The organism is Morganella morganii (assembly GCF_041099235.1).
Taxonomy (GTDB): Bacteria; Pseudomonadota; Gammaproteobacteria; order Enterobacterales; family Enterobacteriaceae; genus Morganella; species Morganella morganii_E.
The window spans coordinates 332,988-350,365 of sequence record NZ_JBFZSO010000001.1; the positions used below are offsets into that span (position 1 = coordinate 332,988).

The 17,378-nt window shown below is 50.5% G+C and carries 16 protein-coding genes and 1 other annotated feature; of the genes, 1 reads left to right on the forward strand and 15 read right to left on the reverse strand.

All coding sequences use genetic code 11. From position 1 onward, the window contains the following. Positions 1-3 precede the first annotated feature (3 nt). From arnD to pheS, 9 genes are all read right to left on the reverse strand, one after another. A complete protein-coding gene (gene arnD / locus AB7038_RS01750; RefSeq protein ID WP_072868426.1) occupies positions 4-897 on the reverse strand; it encodes a 4-deoxy-4-formamido-L-arabinose-phosphoundecaprenol deformylase in 894 nt (297 codons plus the stop codon). Beyond that, the gene (gene arnA, locus AB7038_RS01755; protein WP_369452643.1) at positions 897-2,882 is read right to left on the reverse strand and encodes a bifunctional UDP-4-amino-4-deoxy-L-arabinose formyltransferase/UDP-glucuronic acid oxidase ArnA; all 1,986 of its coding nucleotides are present in this window, start codon (positions 2,880-2,882) and stop codon (positions 897-899) included. The genes arnD and arnA overlap by 1 nt, the downstream gene beginning before the upstream one ends. After that, positions 2,882-3,871: an undecaprenyl-phosphate 4-deoxy-4-formamido-L-arabinose transferase gene (gene arnC / locus AB7038_RS01760; protein WP_349418145.1), complete on the reverse strand. Its 990-nt coding sequence runs from the start codon at positions 3,869-3,871 to the stop codon at positions 2,882-2,884. The genes arnA and arnC overlap by 1 nt, the downstream gene beginning before the upstream one ends. Then, entirely contained in the window at positions 3,872-5,017 is a 1,146-nt protein-coding gene (gene arnB, locus AB7038_RS01765) for a UDP-4-amino-4-deoxy-L-arabinose aminotransferase (protein WP_368889206.1), read from the reverse strand. Positions 5,018-5,160: 143 nt separating this feature from the next. Beyond that, on the reverse strand, positions 5,161-5,934 hold the full coding sequence (locus AB7038_RS01770; protein ID WP_368889205.1) for a vitamin B12 ABC transporter ATP-binding protein BtuD: 774 nt from the start codon (positions 5,932-5,934) through the stop codon (positions 5,161-5,163). Continuing rightward, positions 5,934-6,944, reverse strand: coding sequence for a vitamin B12 ABC transporter permease BtuC (gene btuC / locus AB7038_RS01775; RefSeq protein WP_139294215.1), 1,011 nt, complete (start codon positions 6,942-6,944; stop codon positions 5,934-5,936). The genes AB7038_RS01770 and btuC overlap by 1 nt, the downstream gene beginning before the upstream one ends. Before the next feature lie 111 nt (positions 6,945-7,055). Further along, positions 7,056-7,352 carry an integration host factor subunit alpha gene (ihfA, locus tag AB7038_RS01780; protein ID WP_004235369.1) on the reverse strand — a complete coding sequence of 99 codons (297 nt, stop codon included), beginning with the start codon at positions 7,350-7,352 and terminating at the stop codon, positions 7,056-7,058. 4 nt (positions 7,353-7,356) lie between these two features. Continuing rightward, complete coding sequence (gene pheT / locus AB7038_RS01785; RefSeq protein WP_369452644.1) at positions 7,357-9,744, reverse strand: phenylalanine--tRNA ligase subunit beta; 2,388 nt, start codon at positions 9,742-9,744, stop codon at positions 7,357-7,359. A 14-nt stretch (positions 9,745-9,758) separates the two neighbouring features. Further along, complete coding sequence (pheS, locus tag AB7038_RS01790) at positions 9,759-10,742, reverse strand: phenylalanine--tRNA ligase subunit alpha (RefSeq protein WP_072868437.1); 984 nt, start codon at positions 10,740-10,742, stop codon at positions 9,759-9,761. Here pheS and AB7038_RS01795 point away from each other — a divergent pair. After that, entirely contained in the window at positions 10,741-11,025 is a 285-nt protein-coding gene (locus AB7038_RS01795) for a hypothetical protein (protein WP_004235364.1), read from the forward strand. The two genes, pheS and AB7038_RS01795, sit on opposite strands and share 2 nt — an antisense overlap. Next, positions 10,832-10,957, reverse strand: a sequence feature (Phe leader region). Its footprint overlaps the gene before it by 126 nt. 74 nt (positions 11,026-11,099) lie before the next feature. Here AB7038_RS01795 and rplT read toward each other — a convergent pair. The 6 genes from rplT to AB7038_RS01825 all read right to left on the reverse strand — a co-directional run bounded on the left by rplT (position 11,100) and on the right by AB7038_RS01825 (position 17,305). Next, a complete protein-coding gene (gene rplT, locus AB7038_RS01800) occupies positions 11,100-11,456 on the reverse strand; it encodes a 50S ribosomal protein L20 (protein WP_004235362.1) in 357 nt (118 codons plus the stop codon). 40 nt (positions 11,457-11,496) lie between these two features. Further along, on the reverse strand, positions 11,497-11,694 hold the full coding sequence (gene rpmI / locus AB7038_RS01805; protein ID WP_004235358.1) for a 50S ribosomal protein L35: 198 nt from the start codon (positions 11,692-11,694) through the stop codon (positions 11,497-11,499). A 91-nt stretch (positions 11,695-11,785) separates the two neighbouring features. Further along, positions 11,786-12,325 (reverse strand): translation initiation factor IF-3, encoded by a 540-nt coding sequence (gene infC, locus AB7038_RS01810; RefSeq protein ID WP_071592720.1) that lies wholly within the window; start codon positions 12,323-12,325, stop codon positions 11,786-11,788. A gap of 3 nt (positions 12,326-12,328) precedes the next feature. Next, positions 12,329-14,260, reverse strand: a complete 1,932-nt coding sequence (gene thrS, locus AB7038_RS01815; protein ID WP_004235354.1) for a threonine--tRNA ligase — start codon at positions 14,258-14,260, stop codon at positions 12,329-12,331. 332 nt (positions 14,261-14,592) lie between these two features. Next, on the reverse strand, positions 14,593-16,146 hold the full coding sequence (locus tag AB7038_RS01820; protein WP_369452645.1) for a phosphoethanolamine transferase: 1,554 nt from the start codon (positions 16,144-16,146) through the stop codon (positions 14,593-14,595). 478 nt (positions 16,147-16,624) lie between these two features. Next, on the reverse strand, positions 16,625-17,305 hold the full coding sequence (locus tag AB7038_RS01825; protein WP_072868441.1) for a transglycosylase SLT domain-containing protein: 681 nt from the start codon (positions 17,303-17,305) through the stop codon (positions 16,625-16,627). Positions 17,306-17,378: the final 73 nt, after the last annotated feature.

The following is a 17,378-nucleotide window of genomic DNA, read 5'->3' on the forward strand; positions in this document are numbered from 1 at the left end:
ATGCTATCCCTCTTGTTGGCAGCCCAGCCACCCTTCCCGGCCGGGGAAATCACCCCGTACCACTTTGCCTGTCGGTAATGTTGATAAATCAGACGGCAGCAGTTCACTGAGCGGACAAAAGCGGAAATCCTCATTTTTAATCCGTTCCAGTAATGCCTCAAACTGTGCGGCTTTGGACATGCCTTCCACTTCAGTGTGGATAGTATAGACCGGTACGCCCTGATCCCGTCTGATTGCATCGAGGATAAAGTCGTTGAAATCCGCATCAGCCACCTGCGGTCCCACCACTTCATCATAGGTCGGCAGTGTAACAGGAATCTGCACGGTTCCGGTAGTCCCGTCTGCAAGAAGCGGACGAAACGGATGTGTACCGCGGCAATCACTGTTGTAGGCAAAACCAAACGCCTGTTTGGCTTCAATCACACGCTCATCCGCACGCCAGCCCGCTACCGCAGAGCACTGCACCGGCTGTCCGGTGGCCTGTGATAAGGCATCGGTTCCCAGGCGAATCTGCTCTGTGATTTGTGCCGGTGTCCAGCGGCCGATTTTCGCCTGCCAGCCCTGGTGATCCCACGCATGCAGGCCGACTTCATGACCGGCATCCAGTGTCTGTTTCATCAGGTAACCCAGGTCTCGGGCAATTTTCTTACCCGGCCATGCCGTACCGGCCAGCAGAATATCAAGGCCGTACAATGAAGCCGCATTGGAGCGCAGCATTTTCCACAGAAACTTAGGACGCAAAAGGCGCCACAAGTGACGCCCCATATTGTCCGGCCCGACGCTGAAGAAAAAACTGGCTTTAATATCGTGCTGCGCAAATACCTTCAGTAACTGCGGCACACCTTCCAGTGTGCCGCGGTAAGTATCCACGTCAACCCGCAGGCCGACATTTTTCATTACTCGTCGTTCCTCAGCTCTTCAACCGCACCGCGCAGGAAGAAGTCGAGAGTTTCTTCCACAGTCTGGCGGGTATCGATAGTCGGTTTCCAGTCCAGTAAGCGCTCAGCGTTTTTGATGCTTGGCTTACGGTGTTCCACGTCCTGGTAACCTTTACCGTAGTAAGTGCTGCTTTCGATTTTACGGAAGCCGGCAAACGGCGGGAAGTTATCACGCAGCGGATGTTTCTCGAAGCAGTCGAGCAGCATTTCTGCCAGTTCGCGGATACTCGCTTCGTTCACCGGGTTACCTATGTTGATGATCTGCCCGTCACACTTGCCGTCACGGTTTTCAATGATGCGGAACAGGGCTTCGATACCGTCATGGATATCAGTAAAGCAGCGTTTTTGTTCACCACCGTCAACCAGTTTAATCGGAGAACCTTCCACCAGGTTCAGGATCAGCTGAGTGATAGCGCGGGAGCTGCCGATACGCGCAGAGTTCAGGCTGTCCAGACGCGGCCCCATCCAGTTGAACGGACGGAACAGAGTGAATTTCAGACCTTCTTTCGCGCCGTACGCCCAGATAACCCGGTCAAGCAGCTGTTTGGAAACAGAGTAGATCCAGCGCTGTTTGTTGATTGGGCCGACAATCAGGCGTGAATTATCTTCGTCAAACTCTTTGTCATCACACATACCGTACACTTCAGAGGTGGACGGGAAGATGATGCGTTTGTTGTATTTCGCGCAGTAACGGACGATTTTCAGGTTTTCTTCGAAGTCCAGCTCGAACACGCGCAGCGGGTTACGGGTGTACTCGATTGGTGTGGCAATCGCCACCAGCGGCAGAATGACATCACATTTTTTGATGTGATACTCAATCCACTCGGTGTGAATGCTGACATCGCCTTCGATAAAGTGGAAACGCTCGTCACCGATGAAACGGTCAATGGCGGAAGAGCTGATATCCATACCATAGATATCGTAGTTACCGTCTTCCAGCAGACGTTCTGTCAGGTGGTTACCGATGAAACCGTTCACACCCAGGATCAGCACACGCTTGCGGCGGGCAACCTGCGCAGTGGCTTTCGGGCCGACGCGGACATCAGTCACGATACCCATTTCCGCTGCCAGACGGGCACCCTGCACATACAGGCCGGATTCACCCTGGCCGCTGATCACTTCCAGCGCGCCGTTTCCGCAGGCAATCACCAGCGGTTCAGCAGAGATAACGGTTCCCGGACGTTTGCCTTTGTTATCGGTCAGCACACGGCTGCGCCAGATGATCATTTTGCGCTCACCCAGGAAAGTAAATGCGCCCGGATACGGTTCTGTCACCGCGCGGACCAGGTTGTGGATCTGTGCCGCAGACTGATTCCAGTCGATCAGGCCATCTTCCGCACAACGGCGGCCGAAGTAAGTTGCCTGAGATTCATCCTGAACGGTGGTTTTGTAAGTACCGGCCTCAATCAGCGGTAAGGTTTTGTTCAGCAGTGTTTCTGCGGCTTCACGGACTTTACCGTGAACAATCAGGGAAGTATCATCACCACCGATAGTCACTTTTTCCTGCGCGACGATATCGCCGGCATCGGCTTTGGCAACCATTTTGTGCAGGGTAACACCGGTTTCGGTTTCACCGTTCAGCACAGCCCAGTTGATTGGTGCGCGGCCGCGGTATTTCGGCAGCAAAGAACCGTGCAGATTGAATGCGCCTTTCGGTGCCAGCGCCAGAATATCTTCGCTCAGCATATCGCGGTAGTAGAAAGAAAAAATGACATCCGGTTTCAGTTCACGGATGCGATCCACCCACAGCGGATGGTTAACGTTTTCAGGGGCATAAACCGGCAATTCCATGTCCGCACTGACGCGGGCCACCGATGAGAAGAAATGGTTTTCACCCGGGTCGTCCGTATGGGTAAAGACGGCCTGAATATCAAAGCCCGCTTTTTTCAGGGCCTTCAATCCGACACAACCAATATCATGGTAGGCAAATACGATTGCTTTCATTAGTTTTTTTCCTGAGTTTCAGTTTCACTGGTCTCTTTCGCCTGAGCGCCGACCACTTTTTGAATAAAATACCGGGGACGTGCACGAACATCGTTATAAATCCGCCCGATATATTCCCCGAGCAGACCCATTGCCACGAATTGTGCACCGATAAACATAAATAAGATGGCGAACAGGGTAAACACGCCCTCTGCCGCCCACAGCGCACCGAAAGCCACGCGCAGGATAATCAGTAACAGCGCCAGCAGGAAACCGGACGCGGCGATGATACTGCCGACAATGCTTAACAGGCGCAGCGGCGCGGTGGTCAGGCAGGTCAGCAGGTCATACATCAGATTGATCAGTTTGAGGAAACTGTATTTTGAGTCCCCGAACTCACGTTCTGCATGTTTAACATCAATTTCAATCGTTTTACGGGCAAAGGTGTTTGCCAGAATCGGAATAAAGGTGCTGCGCTCATGGCACTGTAACATCGCGTCGATGATATGACGGCGGTACGCACGCAGCATACAGCCGTAGTCACCCATGGCGCTGCCGGTTGCGGCGATGATCATTTTGTTGATCATTTTTGAGGCGGTTTTGCGGAACCAGGAGTCCTGACGGTTTGCGCGGCGTGTTCCGACCACGTCATAACCCTCTTCTGCTTTTTCAACCAGACGCGGGATCTCTTCCGGCGGGTTCTGTAAATCCGCATCCATGGTGATCACCAGATCACCGTCGGCCTGTCTGAAACCCGCCATAATTGCGGAGTGCTGGCCGTAGTTACGGTTCAGCAGGACAGCAACCACATGGTTTTCAGGGATTTCTGCCGCCTTCGTCAGCATTTCCGCTGAGCGGTCACGGCTGCCGTCATCCACCAGCACAATTTCATACGCCTGCTTCAGTGACTGACAGGCTTTGATTGTACGTTCCAGCAACTGAGGGAGACTCTCTTCCTCGTTATAAACCGGAATCACCACTGAGACTTTCTTAATTTCGTTAAATGACACTTATTTCTGCTCCGCAAGAATAGCTCTGATTGCGTCTGTCACACGGGTCACATCACTGTCTTTCATATCCGGGAAGAACGGCAGCGAACATAATGTCGCGGTGTTCCACTCCGAATTCGGCAGTGACAATGACGGGTACCGTTCCCGGTAATATTTCTGGGTATGCGCTGCACGGAAATGCAGGCCCGTCCCGATATTGACCGCTTTTAACTGCTCCATAAAGGTATCGCGATCGATGCCGCAGACCGCTTTATCCACACGGATCATCAGCAGATGATTGGCATGCAGATGCGGGTAATCCGGCACGGATAACAATTTAACCGGCAGCCCGTCCAGGGCTTCACGGTAAAGCTGTGCCAGGTGTGCGCGGCGTGCGTTCAGCTCGTCCATCCGGCTCAGCTGCACCACCGCAATCGCGGCGTGGATATCTGACAGGTTATATTTGAACCCCGGTTCGACCACTTCCGCCTGCGGTTTACGGCCCTGCATCTGACGGTCAAACGCATCCACACCCAGCCCGTGGAACTTAAGACAGCGGATACGCTGTGCAAGTTCATCGTTATCTGTAGTAATTAATCCGCCTTCCGCGCAGGTGACATTTTTAATTGCGTGGAAAGAGAAAATAGCGGTGCCTTTTTCGCCGATCCACTCGTCACGGTAACGGGTACCGACGGCATGTGCGGCATCTTCCAGCAGGAAAATATTGTGTTCCTGCGCAATAGCACGTAAAGCAACCAAATCACAGGGAGCTCCGGCATAATGAACCGGAATGATGACTTTGGTCTTCGGGGTAATGGCCGCACGGACGGCATCCGGCTGAATCATCAGTGTGTCGCGGTCAACATCAATCATCACCGGCACTGCGCCGAGCAGTTCGATCATATTGATGGTGGAAACCCAGGTCTGTGAAGGCGTGATCACTTCATCTCCCGGGCCGACACCCAGTGCCATCAGCGCAACATGCATACCGGCAGTTGCTGATGCCAGAGCGATGGCGTGTTTACAGCCGAAACGCTGACAGAAATCCGCTTCCAGCTGCTGATTTTGCGGGCCGGTGGTGATCCAGCCGGAACGCAGTACTTTTTCAACAGCCGCGATCTCTGACTCCCCGATAGCAGGCCGGGAAAACGGAAGAAACTCAAGCATAAATACAACCTAATAAGAATCGGAAGTGATGATTATATCCTGAATTGATTCAATTGACGCTCAACACCAGGGCTTCGTTTAAACAATTCTTAATCTTTACGGCGACGACATAACAACAAATATTTGTGACAGCATAACAAAAATCAGCGCTGTTGTTGATGCCAATCTGTTATTTGCCACTGTGTTTTTTGCGTTGGTCTGATACTTTTTATTTCGGACTGAAAAAGTTCGCTCAAAATATCTTCAGTCATAATTATCTGAGTTTCACCGGCCGCAAGTAACTGACCGGCTTTAAGTAACACCACGGCATCGGCATGCAGATAACTGTGGTTTAAATCATGACCGCTGGTAATAACCGTCCCCTGCTGCTCACAAAACCGGGCTATCCATTTATCCAGCATCGCCTGCTGGGTAATATCCAGGTGGTTACGCGGTTCATCCAGTAATAAGTATTTCCCGGACAAATCATCCGTTGTCCATAATTGCAGAAATATAGCCGCTATTTTCACCCGCTGCCATTCGCCGCCGGATAATTGCGTCAGCATGCGCGGCAGTAACAGCTCCAGCTGAAAATCGCCGCACAGCTGATAAATCAGCTGTGTATTTTCCTGCACCGCCGGCATATAGAGCTGCAGATACTGAAACACCGTCATCACCGGGACACAGTCGGTGGTTTGGGTCAGATAGGCGCGGAACTGCGCCTGCTGCCGTTTGGGGATCGATTTCAAATCCGTACCACGGTAGCGGATCTGCCCCTCATAGCGGACAGCATCCGCCAGTGCCGCCAGCAGTGTGCTCTTACCGGAGCCGTTCGGCCCCAGCAGATGGATTTGCTGTCCGGCAAAAAATTGCAGGGCATCACAGGAGAGACGGCGACCGATGCGGATCCCGCTGACATCAAGTAACAGATTATCCATCAGCGGCGCCCTCCGTGATGACGGGTCAGCAGATAAATAAAGGCCGGTGCACCGATGGTTGCGGTCACCACACCGATCGGAATTTCGGCATTGGATAAAATCAGCCGTGAACATAGATCCGCCAGCAACAGACTGACGGCACCAAATAATGCACAGGCAGGTAATAATGTCCGGTGATCAGTAATACCCATCAATCGCAGCATATGCGGGATAATCAGCCCGATAAAGCTGATAGCGCCGGCCACCGCCACACTCAGGCCGATCAGCAACCCGACGGCAATAATAAACACATTGCGCCAGCGGTGTGCCGATACCCCGAGCTGCTGGGCATTGACCTCACCCAGTGCAAGATAGTTAAGCACCGGTGCCTGCCACAGCAGCCACACCGCCACCACCGCTATCGCCGCCAGTAACGGGCTGAGCCGCCAGTCCGCCCCGGAAAAACTCCCCATCATCCAGTACATCAGCTGACGTAAATCCAGACTGGTGCTGAAATACACCATCCAGGTCATAAATGCGCCGCAGATAACCCCGAGTGCCACCCCGACCAGCAGCAGCTGACTGTTACTCAGCCGCCGGAAATGGGCAAAATAGAGTAAAATCAGTGTCAGCAGTGTCGCCCCGATCACCGCCCCGCCCCCGAGCACCCACAGCGGCGGCATGCCTTTAAAAAACAGGACGATAAAAACAACAAACACCCCGGCACCGTTACTTACGCCGAGTAACCCCGGTTCCGCCAGCGGGTTTTCAAAAATGGCCTGCATCACCGCACCGGCCATTGCCAGCCCGGCCCCCACGGCAATCACCGCCAGCACACGCGGGAAACGCAGATCCCAGACAAACAACTGCGCGGTTTCAGATAACCACTGGTCCGGTAAAATCCACATCTCACCGGCGCACAGTGCAACAGCGATCATTATCAGCAAGGTAACGGAAAGAAGAATTATGCGCTGTACATCCCGTTTTTTCCGCGTCTGTACCAGCTTGGTGATGGGGTTGTGAATATGCATGAGATCCCTGTCATTAATCAAGACGGGAGATAGTATACCTGAGTCAGAAGGAGGTTAATGTCTGACAAACCACAGAAAAGAAAACGACCTCATAAGAGGTCGTTTCAGGTCTTACTCTTTCGGTGTCGATTTTTCGACCTTGGCTTTCAGTTTCTGCCCCGGACGGAAAGTGACAACACGACGGGCTGTGATAGGAATATCTTCACCCGTTTTCGGGTTACGGCCCGGACGCTGATTCTTGTCCCGCAGATCAAAGTTTCCGAAACCGGATAATTTCACCTGCTCACCATTCTCAAGAGAACGGCGTACCTCTTCAAAAAACAGTTCAACCAGGTCCTTCGCATCGCGTTTGCTCAGGTCCAGTTTTTCCGACAGATTTTCTGACATTTCAGCTTTAGTAAGCGCCATAGGTTTAGTCCCTCAAGGATGCTTTAAATCGCTGTTGCAACGCGGCAACGCATTTGTTTACGGTTGCTGCAATTTCATCTTCTTCAAGTGTACGCTCTGTATCCTGTAAGGTCAGACTGATCGCCAGACTCTTATAACCCTCAGCAACACCCTTACCACAGTACACGTCAAATAAGTTTATGCCAACTAACTGATTTACGCCAACTTTTTTACATTCGTTCAGAATGTCTTGTGCAGCGACGTTTTCCGGCACAACGATGGCGATATCCCGGCGGTTCGCAGGGAAGCGTGAAATTGCTTCAGCCTCAGGAATAATACGGTTTGTCAGTGCGTCCCAGCGGATTTCAAAGACAACCGTACGGCCGTTGAGATCCAGTTTTTTCTCCAGTTCCGGATGAACCACACCGATATAACCAATATGCTCATCTTCCAGATAAATCTCAGCACCTTGTCCCGGATGGAGGGCCGGATTTGTCGTTGCTTTAAACGATACACGATCTAATTTGCCAGTCAATTCCAAAATGGCTTCCAGATCACCTTTTAAATCATAAAAATCAACGACCTGTTTTTCTGATGACCAGTGTTCTTCATAACGGTTACCGGCAATAACGCCTGCCAGCATGGTTTCCTGACGAATTCCGAGGTCTGCGGCCGTATCCGGTACAAAGCGCAGGCCGGATTCAAACAGGCGGACACGGCTCTGCTGGCGGTTCTGGTTGTACACAACCGTGCTTAACAGACCGGTCAGCAGTGACAGACGCATCGCTGACATATCCGCAGAGATCGGGTTAGGCAGAATAATCGTATCCTGAGCCGGATGCAGCAGCGCCTGAATTTTCGGGTCGACGAAACTGTAGGTAATCGCTTCCTGGAAACCACGGTCAACCAGCAGTGTTTTCACACGCTTAAGCGGCAGATGTGCTTCGTGACGGGAAGTCATAATCAGGTCAGCGCGCAGCGGAACATCCGGGATATTGTTGTAGCCGTAAATACGGGCCACTTCTTCCACCAGATCTTCCTCAATTTCCATGTCGAAACGCCATGACGGCGCAGTCACCAGCCACTGATCCTGAGAAATTTTCACATCGCAGCCCAGACGGGTCAGAATATCCGTTACCTGCGCATCATCCACATAATGGCCGATCAGACGGTCAAGCTTGTTACGGGTCAGTGTAATCGTTGCCGCTTTCGGTAAATCCGCTTCAGAAACCACTTCAATGATTTCGCCCGGCTCACCGCCGCAGATATCCAGAATCAGACGGGTGGTACGCTCTGCCGCAATACGCTGTAACTGCGGATCCACGCCGCGCTCAAAACGGTGTGACGCATCGGTATGCAGACCATACTGACGTGCACGGCCGGTGATAGCCAGCGGGTTAAAGAATGCAGTTTCCAGCAGGATATTTTTAGTGGTGTCAGACACACCGGAGTGATCGCCGCCGAAAATACCGGCCATACCCAGCGCACCACGGCGATCTGCAATCACCAGAATGTTATCTGTCAGTGTGACTTCGTTGCCGTCCAGCAGCGTCAGTTTCTCACCCTGCTCTGCCATGCGGACAATCAGCTCACCCTCAAGGGTATCCAGATCATAAGCATGCTGCGGCTGCCCCAGCTCCAGCAGAACGTAGTTGGTGATATCCACGACCGGATCGATAGAGCGGATACCGCCGCGGCGCAGTTTTTCCACCATCCACAGCGGAGTTTTTGCTGTCACATCGACGTTTTTAATCACACGTCCGGTAAAACGCGGACACGCCTGCGGCGCATCAACACGGATAGGGAACGTGTCCTGATGAACAGCGGCGACCGGGGACATATCCGGAGCCTGATAATCCATCTTATTGAGAACCGCCACATCACGGGCCACACCACGGATGCTCAGGCAGTCCGCACGGTTCGGCGTGATGCTGATTTCAATCGCGGTATCATCCAGCTTCATATACTCACGCAGATCAGTACCGATCGGCGCATCTGCCGGTAATTCAATAATGCCGCTGTGATCAGCGCTGATACCCAGCTCAGAGAATGAGCAGAGCATACCTTCTGACGGCTCGCCGCGCAGTTTGGCAGCTTTGATTTTGAAATCGCCCGGTAAGACCGCACCGACTGTCGCAACAGCCACACGCAGCCCCTGACGGCAGTTTGGCGCACCGCAGACGATATCAAGCAGGCGGTCACCGCCGGTATTCACTTTTGTTACACGCAGTTTATCAGCGTTCGGGTGCTGTCCGCACTCAACCACTTCCCCGATAACCACACCGTTAAACTGACCGGCAACGGCTTCTGTGCCGTCCACTTCCAGGCCGGCCATAGTAATCTGATCAGATAATGCGTCGCTGCTGACAGCCGGGTTTACCCATTCGCGTAACCAGAGTTCACTGAATTTCATGAGAGTATCCCGCCTTATTTGAATTGCTTGAGGAAACGAAGGTCATTTTCGAAGAATGCACGTAAATCGCTCACGCCATAGCGCAGCATAGTCAGGCGCTCCATTCCCATACCAAAGGCGAAACCGGAGTAAATGTCCGGGTCAATGCCGACATTGCGCAGCACATTCGGATGCACCATCCCGCAGCCCAGCACTTCCAGCCATTTGCCGTTTTTACCCATCACATCCACTTCCGCTGACGGTTCAGTGAACGGGAAGTAGGACGGACGGAAACGCACCTGCACTTCTTCTTCAAAGAAATGATTCAGGAAATCATGCAGTGTGCCTTTAAGATTGGTGAAACTGATATCGGTATCCACAATCAGACCTTCTGTCTGATGGAACATCGGGGTGTGAGTCTGGTCGTAGTCATTACGGTAAACGCGGCCCGGCGCAATAATGCGGATTGGCGGCTGTTTATCTTTCATGGTACGGATCTGCACACCGGAGGTCTGTGTACGCAGCAGGCGTTTGGCATCAAACCAGAAGGTATCGTGATCAGCACGTGCCGGATGGTGTGCCGGAATATTCAGTGCATCAAAGTTATGATAGTCATCTTCAATTTCAGGGCCGGATTCAACAGAAAAGCCCAGTTCGCCGAAAAAGGTTTCGATACGCTCAATGGTACGGGTGACCGGATGCAGACCGCCATTTTCCATGCGGCGTCCCGGCAGAGAGACATCAATCCGCTCTTCAGCCAGACGGGCATTCAGCGCCGCAGATTCCAGGGAATCTTTACGGGCATTCAGTGCAGTCTGAACTTCTTGTTTGGCTTCGTTAATCACTGCACCCGCAGCAGGACGATCTTCCGGCGGCAGATCCCGCAGCGATTGCATCTGTAAGGTTAAATGCCCTTTTTTACCCAGGTATTCAACACGTACCGATTCCAGCGCTGCAACATCCTTTGCCTCTTCGACGGCTGCTTTTGCCTGAGCAACCAGTTCAGCGAGATGTGGCATGTTTTCCTATTCCTCTGACCCTGTGGTCTTCAATTATGACGACGGTGCTGCCGGACGTGATTATCTCACCCGTTCCGGCAAACCCCTGAAACAAAAAAGCCTCCAAACTGGAGGCTTACGGCGTTACTTTTCGTTTCTTTTTTACGCGCAAAGCCCCCTGAGTTCAGGCGCTAAAGTAAAAAAAGAAGCGGAAAGAAACGATATTATTCATTTTCTCAACTATTTATCAGTTAACCGGATGTATTTTGTCATATTACGCGAAAAACATGCGGATATACAATGACAAATTATTCATTCCGCAGATTTTTTCTGCCGGATAGCAAAAGAGGGAGCAAGCTCCCTCTTCTGTCTGAACAATTACGCCAGAGCGCCTTTTGCTTTTTCGACCAGCGCAGTAAATGCGGCTTTATCGAATACAGCGATATCGGCTAAGATCTTACGATCGATTTCGATGGATGCCTTTTTCAGACCGTTGATGAAACGGCTGTAAGACAGACCATTCTGACGAGCTGCTGCGTTGATACGTGCAATCCACAGCTGACGGAACTGACGCTTACGCTGACGACGGTCACGGTAAGCATACTGGCCAGCTTTGATTACTGCCTGGAAGGCAACACGATAAACGCGCGAACGGGCACCGTAGTAACCTTTCGCTTGTTTCAGAATTTTTTTGTGACGTGCGCGAGCAATGACACCACGTTTTACACGAGCCATACTAATCTCCTAAAGTCGTAAACTTTGCTAAAAAACTTGCTTATGCGTATGGCAGGCAAGCGACAACTAAACCCAGATCCCCTTTGGAGACCATACCTTTCGGACGTAAATGACGTTTACGCTTAGTTGATTTTTTAGTCAGGATATGACGGAGGTTAGCATGCTTACGCTTGAAACCACCTTTAGCGGTTTTTTTGAAACGCTTCGCTGCACCACGTACAGTTTTAATCTTTGGCATTTTTATTTCCACTTCGCATTGTTAAACAACGAATTAATCCGGCGAATAAAAGCCGGGGTTACCCCCGGCATTTATTACTTGGATTGCCGGACTATTTCTTCTTAGGAGCGAGCACCATGATCATCTGGCGACCTTCGATCTTCGACGGGAAGGATTCGACGGAAGCTAATTCACTCAGATCGTCTTTGATGCGGTTAAGCACTTCAATACCAATCTGCTGGTGCGCCATTTCACGACCACGGAACCGCAGTGTGATTTTGGCTTTATCGCCATCTTCAAGAAAACGAACCAGGTTGCGTAGTTTGACCTGATAGTCGCCTTCATCTGTGCCAGGACGGAATTTGATTTCCTTAACCTGGATAACTTTTTGTTTCTTCTTCTGCTCTTTAGCCGATTTGCTTTTCTCGTAGAGGAATTTGCCGTAATCCATGATACGGCAAACGGGCGGTTCGGCATTAGGGCTGATTTCAACTAAATCAACCCCGGCTTCCTCGGCTTTCTCAAGAGCTTCTCTCAGGCTGACAACACCAAGCTGCTCGCCTTCAAGACCAGTTAAACGAACTTCATTGACACGGATTTCCGTATTGATACGGTTCGGACGTGCTGTTTGAATTCTTTTTCCGCCTTTAATACCTTATTCCTCCGGTTGTTCTTCAAGTCTGCGACTGCGAATTTCTTCAAGCAGTGCGTCTTTAAATTCGCTCACGTTTATGCTGCCAAGATCGTTGCCGCGGCGGGTACGAACAGACACTTCGCCTGTTTCCATCTCTTTATCACCGCAGACCAGCATATACGGAACACGACGTAGCGTGTGTTCGCGAATTTTAAAGCCAATCTTCTCATTTCTCAAGTCTGCTTTTGCACGAATTCCGGCATCCTGCAGTTCTTTGACGACTTTCTGAACATAATCGGCCTGAGAATCAGTGATGTTCATCACCACTACCTGGTTAGGCGCTAACCATGTCGGGAAGAAACCGGCAGTTTCTTCAGTCAGGATACCAATGAAGCGTTCCATCGAGCCTAAGATCGCGCGGTGAATCATCACCGGGGTCACGCGTTCATTGTTTTCGGCAACATAAGTTGCCCCCAGACGAGCCGGCAGAGAGAAATCGAGCTGCACTGTACCACATTGCCATGCACGATCCAAACAATCATACAAAGTAAATTCAATTTTCGGCCCGTAGAAGGCACCTTCGCCCGGCAGATATTCGAATTCGATGTTGTTTTCTTTCAGTGCACTTGCCAGGTCAGCTTCGGCTTTGTCCCACTGGACATCAGAACCGATGCGTTTTTCCGGACGGGTGGACAGTTTAACCACAATCTTTTTAAAGCCGAAAGTGGAGTACATGTCATAGACCATGCGGATACAGGAACTGACTTCGTCCATCACCTGCTCTTCGGTACAGAAGATATGCGCATCATCCTGAGTAAAGCCGCGGACGCGCATCAGGCCGTGCAGTGCACCGGAAGATTCGTTACGGTGGCAGCTGCCGAACTCCGCCATACGCAGCGGCAGATCACGGTAAGAACGCAGACCCTGGTTGAAGATCTGAATGTGACCCGGACAGTTCATCGGCTTAATGCAGTATTCACGGTTCTCGGAAGAGGTTGTGAACATGTGCTCTTTGTAGTTTTCCCAGTGTCCTGTTTTTTCCCACAGAACGCGATCCATCATAAACGGACCTTTCACTTCCTGGTAATCGTACTCTTTCAGTTTCACACGGACGAACACTTCCAGCTCACGGAAAATTGTCCAGCCGTCGTTATGCCAGAACGCCATACCCGGCGCTTCTTCCTGCATATGATACAGGTCAAGCTGCTTACCGATTTTACGGTGGTCACGTTTTGCGGCTTCTTCCAGGCGCTGCAGATAAGCGGCTAACTGCTTCTTATCGCCCCACGCTGTGCCGTAAATACGCTGCAGCATTTTGTTTTCGCTGTCGCCGCGCCAGTAGGCACCGGCCACTTTCTGTAATTTGAAGTTATGGCAGAAGCGCATATTCGGTACGTGCGGACCACGGCACATATCGACATATTCTTCATGGAAATACAGTGCAGGATGCTCATCCTGACCGATATTTTCGTCCAGAATTTCAACCTTGTAATCTTCGCCGCGGGAAACAAACGTCTCGCGGGCCTCGCCCCATGTGACGCGTTTTTTAACGACGTCATAATCTTTTTTGGCGAGTTCCATCATCCGCTGTTCGAGTTTCTCGAGGTCTTCCTGGGTCAGTGACTCATCAAGATCAACGTCATAATAGAAACCGTTATCGATTACCGGACCAATCGCCATGCGGGTGTTCGGCCATAATTGTTTGATGGCATGACCTAACAGGTGAGCACAGGAGTGACGGATAATTTCCAGTCCTTCCTCGTCTTTGGCGGTGATAATGGCTAAATTTGCATCGTGTTCAATCATGTCGCAGGCATCGACCAGCGTACCGTTGACACGACCCGCGATACAGGCTTTCGCCAGACCGGCACCGATATCGTTCGCAACATCAAGGACAGAAACAGGATGGTTAAACTGGCGCTGACTGCCGTCAGGAAGAGTAATTACAGGCATTTTTAAATCCTTATCTACAGTGGTGACCCATACGTAAGATCACATATAGAAATCTCATTTATTTGATTTTCAGTACGTTACCGGCAATTTCTTGCGTACATTGCAAGCCGGGTCACACCAGCGGATCATAATCTGCCGGGCGCCCTTGCCGGAACTCAAAATCCATACTAGCACAGCAAATAAGGATTAATAGATTTATGTGACCAGGTATCTGAAAAAGTGTGCCGTGTCACAAAGAATGCAGAAATTATGAACATTTCCTTTTTAAAACAGTGCCTGCGGCGGATTTTAAATCATTTTTTTGTACTGCCGGAATCCGCCGCAGACCGTTTTCAGGGAAGAACAGGATTGTCTTCAGGTAATGAATCAAATGATTTCAGTTCATTTTTAAAATCCACCACATTTCTCTGGCCGGCACATTCCGTATCCCGCAGCCAGTCACAATGGTTATCCAGCTTAGCCTCTTTAATGCCCATCCACTGGCTCAGCAGCGGCAGCATCGATAATCCGCTGCGGAAATGTGTTATACGGTTTTGTGATTGTGCATCAAACGCAGTAATAAAAAACGGCACCTGGAAATTTTGTTTCATGCTGTCGCCGTGTGTCAGATTGGTATTCTCAGTGCCCTTATCCGTAAACAGCAGACCGTGGTCAGAGAAGTAAGCCATTGTCCAGCGCTGATGCTCCTGCCCTGCCATCGCGGCAATACCGGACAGTAATTTATCGGTATTCTCAATACTTTTGATATAACAGGAAATATTACGGGAACCGATAAATTTATCGAAATTTTCCGTCAGCCTTCCGCAGGGTTGCGGATGGGAACCGATCAAATGCACCACAATCAGTTTTTTACCGTTCTTCTCTGCCAGCGCATCGCGGACGAACGGCAGCAGCATTTCATCCGGCCCGCCTTTATCCGAACGGTTCGGGGCGAGAAAATGATAAAAACCGGCTTTTTTCCCCATGATCCCCACCGGAGAATCATAAATGCCTTTCATATGCTGATTTGAAATCCAGTAGGTATGAAAACCGGCTTTATTGGCCAGTGCCACCAGATTATCACTCAGGTTTGTCACCTTCCCTTCACGGACAGCCAGTGCATTTGTCAGAGACAACGTGGTGGAGCCGGATGCCGAAATATAGTTATCGAAAAACAGGCCGTTGCGGCTGCTCATCCACGGTGTATTCGGGTGTAACTCAAAACCGAAGGCATGCATAAAGTCTTTGCGGACACTTTCACCGATGACAAGAATATAGGTGTCATAACCGGTCTCTGTGACTTGCGGATTCCAGTGATCACTGGTTTCAATAACCTTGGCATAACGCAGATTGTCTTTGCGGATTTGCACATAACTTTCATAACTGTCACGGAAAAAACGGATTTCCGGCAAACCGGACTTAAATACCGAGACAAATCCTTCCGATTTCCCCTGAATATAATCTTTTGAGGATGACCAGAATGCGGTAATAAAAAAGACGGTAAACAATACAATTCGCTGATGACGTTTTTTCAGCGGCTTCATCAACAGCGCACAACCCGCAAATACCAGCAGTCCGGCAAGATACAGATAGGTTTTAAACGGCAGCCCGGCAATATATTCCAGTGATTCCCCGTTATCCGTATACATCAGTGAACCAACCGCATTCACATCGGGATAACCGTAATTGATCCCCACCGCCCCGTAAATAAGGCCCGAAAGTAAATATATCGTCAGCAGCAGAACATACAGCACCCGGCTGAATGACAGGCAGAATGTAAACAGTGCTGCCGCACTGAGAACATAAATAAACTTATATTCATAACCAAAACTTAAATGCAGAACCGACAGAAACAGAAAGAGTCCGGCTGTCGCAATAAAAATCCGTAACACACGTGTTGTCATCATACCCGGCAATTTTAATTATCAGTACAGAGAAAGTCCCGCATTATAGCGGGATTTCCCTCCGGGGACGACCGCTTTGTAACAATCACGGCCCTCAATTATTCACATCACAGAACTACCAGGTAAAACATTGATACAATTTATCATTGTTAATTCACCAATTGTAAAATGTTGTCCGTTATACTCCGTCCGTAGTAGAGATAAGTGAACTTTTGGTATTTCTCTTGCCCTGATCCTGAATCAGGGCTTTTTTTTCATTTTTTCCGCACAACACACAATTCCTCACACTCCCCCATTCTTTTCTTCATTATTAATGATGCAGGTCGTATGCTTTTTATACACAGGAAACGGGCGTGCCATGTAAAAAGGTCTGACCGATTATTGGCAGCGGGAAATTCTGCGGGACAATGTCCATTGCAGATTCACACTGCAGCGCAGTATCTGCAACGGAGAAATAATTTATGAAGGAAAAGTCAGAGGATCAGTCGGCCATTGCCAGCGCGCGGTACGCGTTTTTCACTTTCCACAGATAACGGGGAGCCTGTGACGCAGGGTGTTTGCTCTGCACATGCTCATAAAATTCATCGGCTGACAGCGCGTTAATTTTTTCAATCGCCAGTGCACGGTTGTTATCAAACGTCCGCAGCAATGCGCCGGCGCCGTTAACATAAGAGACAATCGTTGCGTAATTGAGGGTTTGCGGGTCAGTAATTCCGGCCAGATGCTGGTCACGGATAATCCGGATGTAGGTGGTACCGATATCGATATTGGTTTGCGGATCCAGCAGTTCGCGGGTGCTCGGTTCGCCGTTGCGGCCTTTCACACGGTAGGCATCGCGCCCGGCGGTTGAGGCTTTAATCTGCATCAGACCCACCGCGTTGGATTTGCTGATCACATCCGGCCGGTAAGAGGATTCCACCTCAATAATGGCGCGGATCAGTGTTTCATCGACTTCATAACGGTTGGATGCCTGACGGATAAACTGATCAAACGGAGTGGCCGGATAGGCACCATTGCCCTTTGCCGGATAGGCGGAATAGTCACCGATGCCGGACGATGGCGGCGTTATCCAGCCACCGGAACCGGTACGGGACTGTTTGCTGCTTCCTGAGCAGCCCGCCAACAATAATGCTAAAGCAATCACACTAACGGTTTTTTTCACTCTGTTACCCTTAATCCGGCATTCTGACGAAGCTAAGAATACTGAAAACACACATAAACCAAAAGGAGTTTAC

Bases quoted from the DNA above. Each gene is read 5' to 3' on its own strand.
- arnD (WP_072868426.1), bottom strand. From the start codon at position 897: ATGAAAAATGTCGGCCTGCGGGTTGACGTGGATACTTACCGCGGCACA.
- arnA (WP_369452643.1), bottom strand. From the start codon at position 2,882: ATGAAAGCAATCGTATTTGCCTACCATGATATTGGTTGTGTCGGATTG.
- arnB (WP_368889206.1), bottom strand. From the start codon at position 5,017: ATGCTTGAGTTTCTTCCGTTTTCCCGGCCTGCTATCGGGGAGTCAGAG.
- AB7038_RS01770 (WP_368889205.1), bottom strand. From the start codon at position 5,934: ATGGATAATCTGTTACTTGATGTCAGCGGGATCCGCATCGGTCGCCGT.
- btuC (WP_139294215.1), bottom strand. From the start codon at position 6,944: ATGCATATTCACAACCCCATCACCAAGCTGGTACAGACGCGGAAAAAA.
- ihfA (WP_004235369.1), bottom strand. From the start codon at position 7,352: ATGGCGCTTACTAAAGCTGAAATGTCAGAAAATCTGTCGGAAAAACTG.
- pheT (WP_369452644.1), bottom strand. From the start codon at position 9,744: ATGAAATTCAGTGAACTCTGGTTACGCGAATGGGTAAACCCGGCTGTC.
- AB7038_RS01795 (WP_004235364.1), top strand. From the start codon at position 10,741: ATGTTTTCCTATTCCTCTGACCCTGTGGTCTTCAATTATGACGACGGT.
- pheS (WP_072868437.1), bottom strand. From the start codon at position 10,742: ATGCCACATCTCGCTGAACTGGTTGCTCAGGCAAAAGCAGCCGTCGAA.
- rplT (WP_004235362.1), bottom strand. From the start codon at position 11,456: ATGGCTCGTGTAAAACGTGGTGTCATTGCTCGCGCACGTCACAAAAAA.
- rpmI (WP_004235358.1), bottom strand. From the start codon at position 11,694: ATGCCAAAGATTAAAACTGTACGTGGTGCAGCGAAGCGTTTCAAAAAA.
- thrS (WP_004235354.1), bottom strand. From the start codon at position 14,260: ATGCCTGTAATTACTCTTCCTGACGGCAGTCAGCGCCAGTTTAACCAT.
- AB7038_RS01820 (WP_369452645.1), bottom strand. From the start codon at position 16,146: ATGATGACAACACGTGTGTTACGGATTTTTATTGCGACAGCCGGACTC.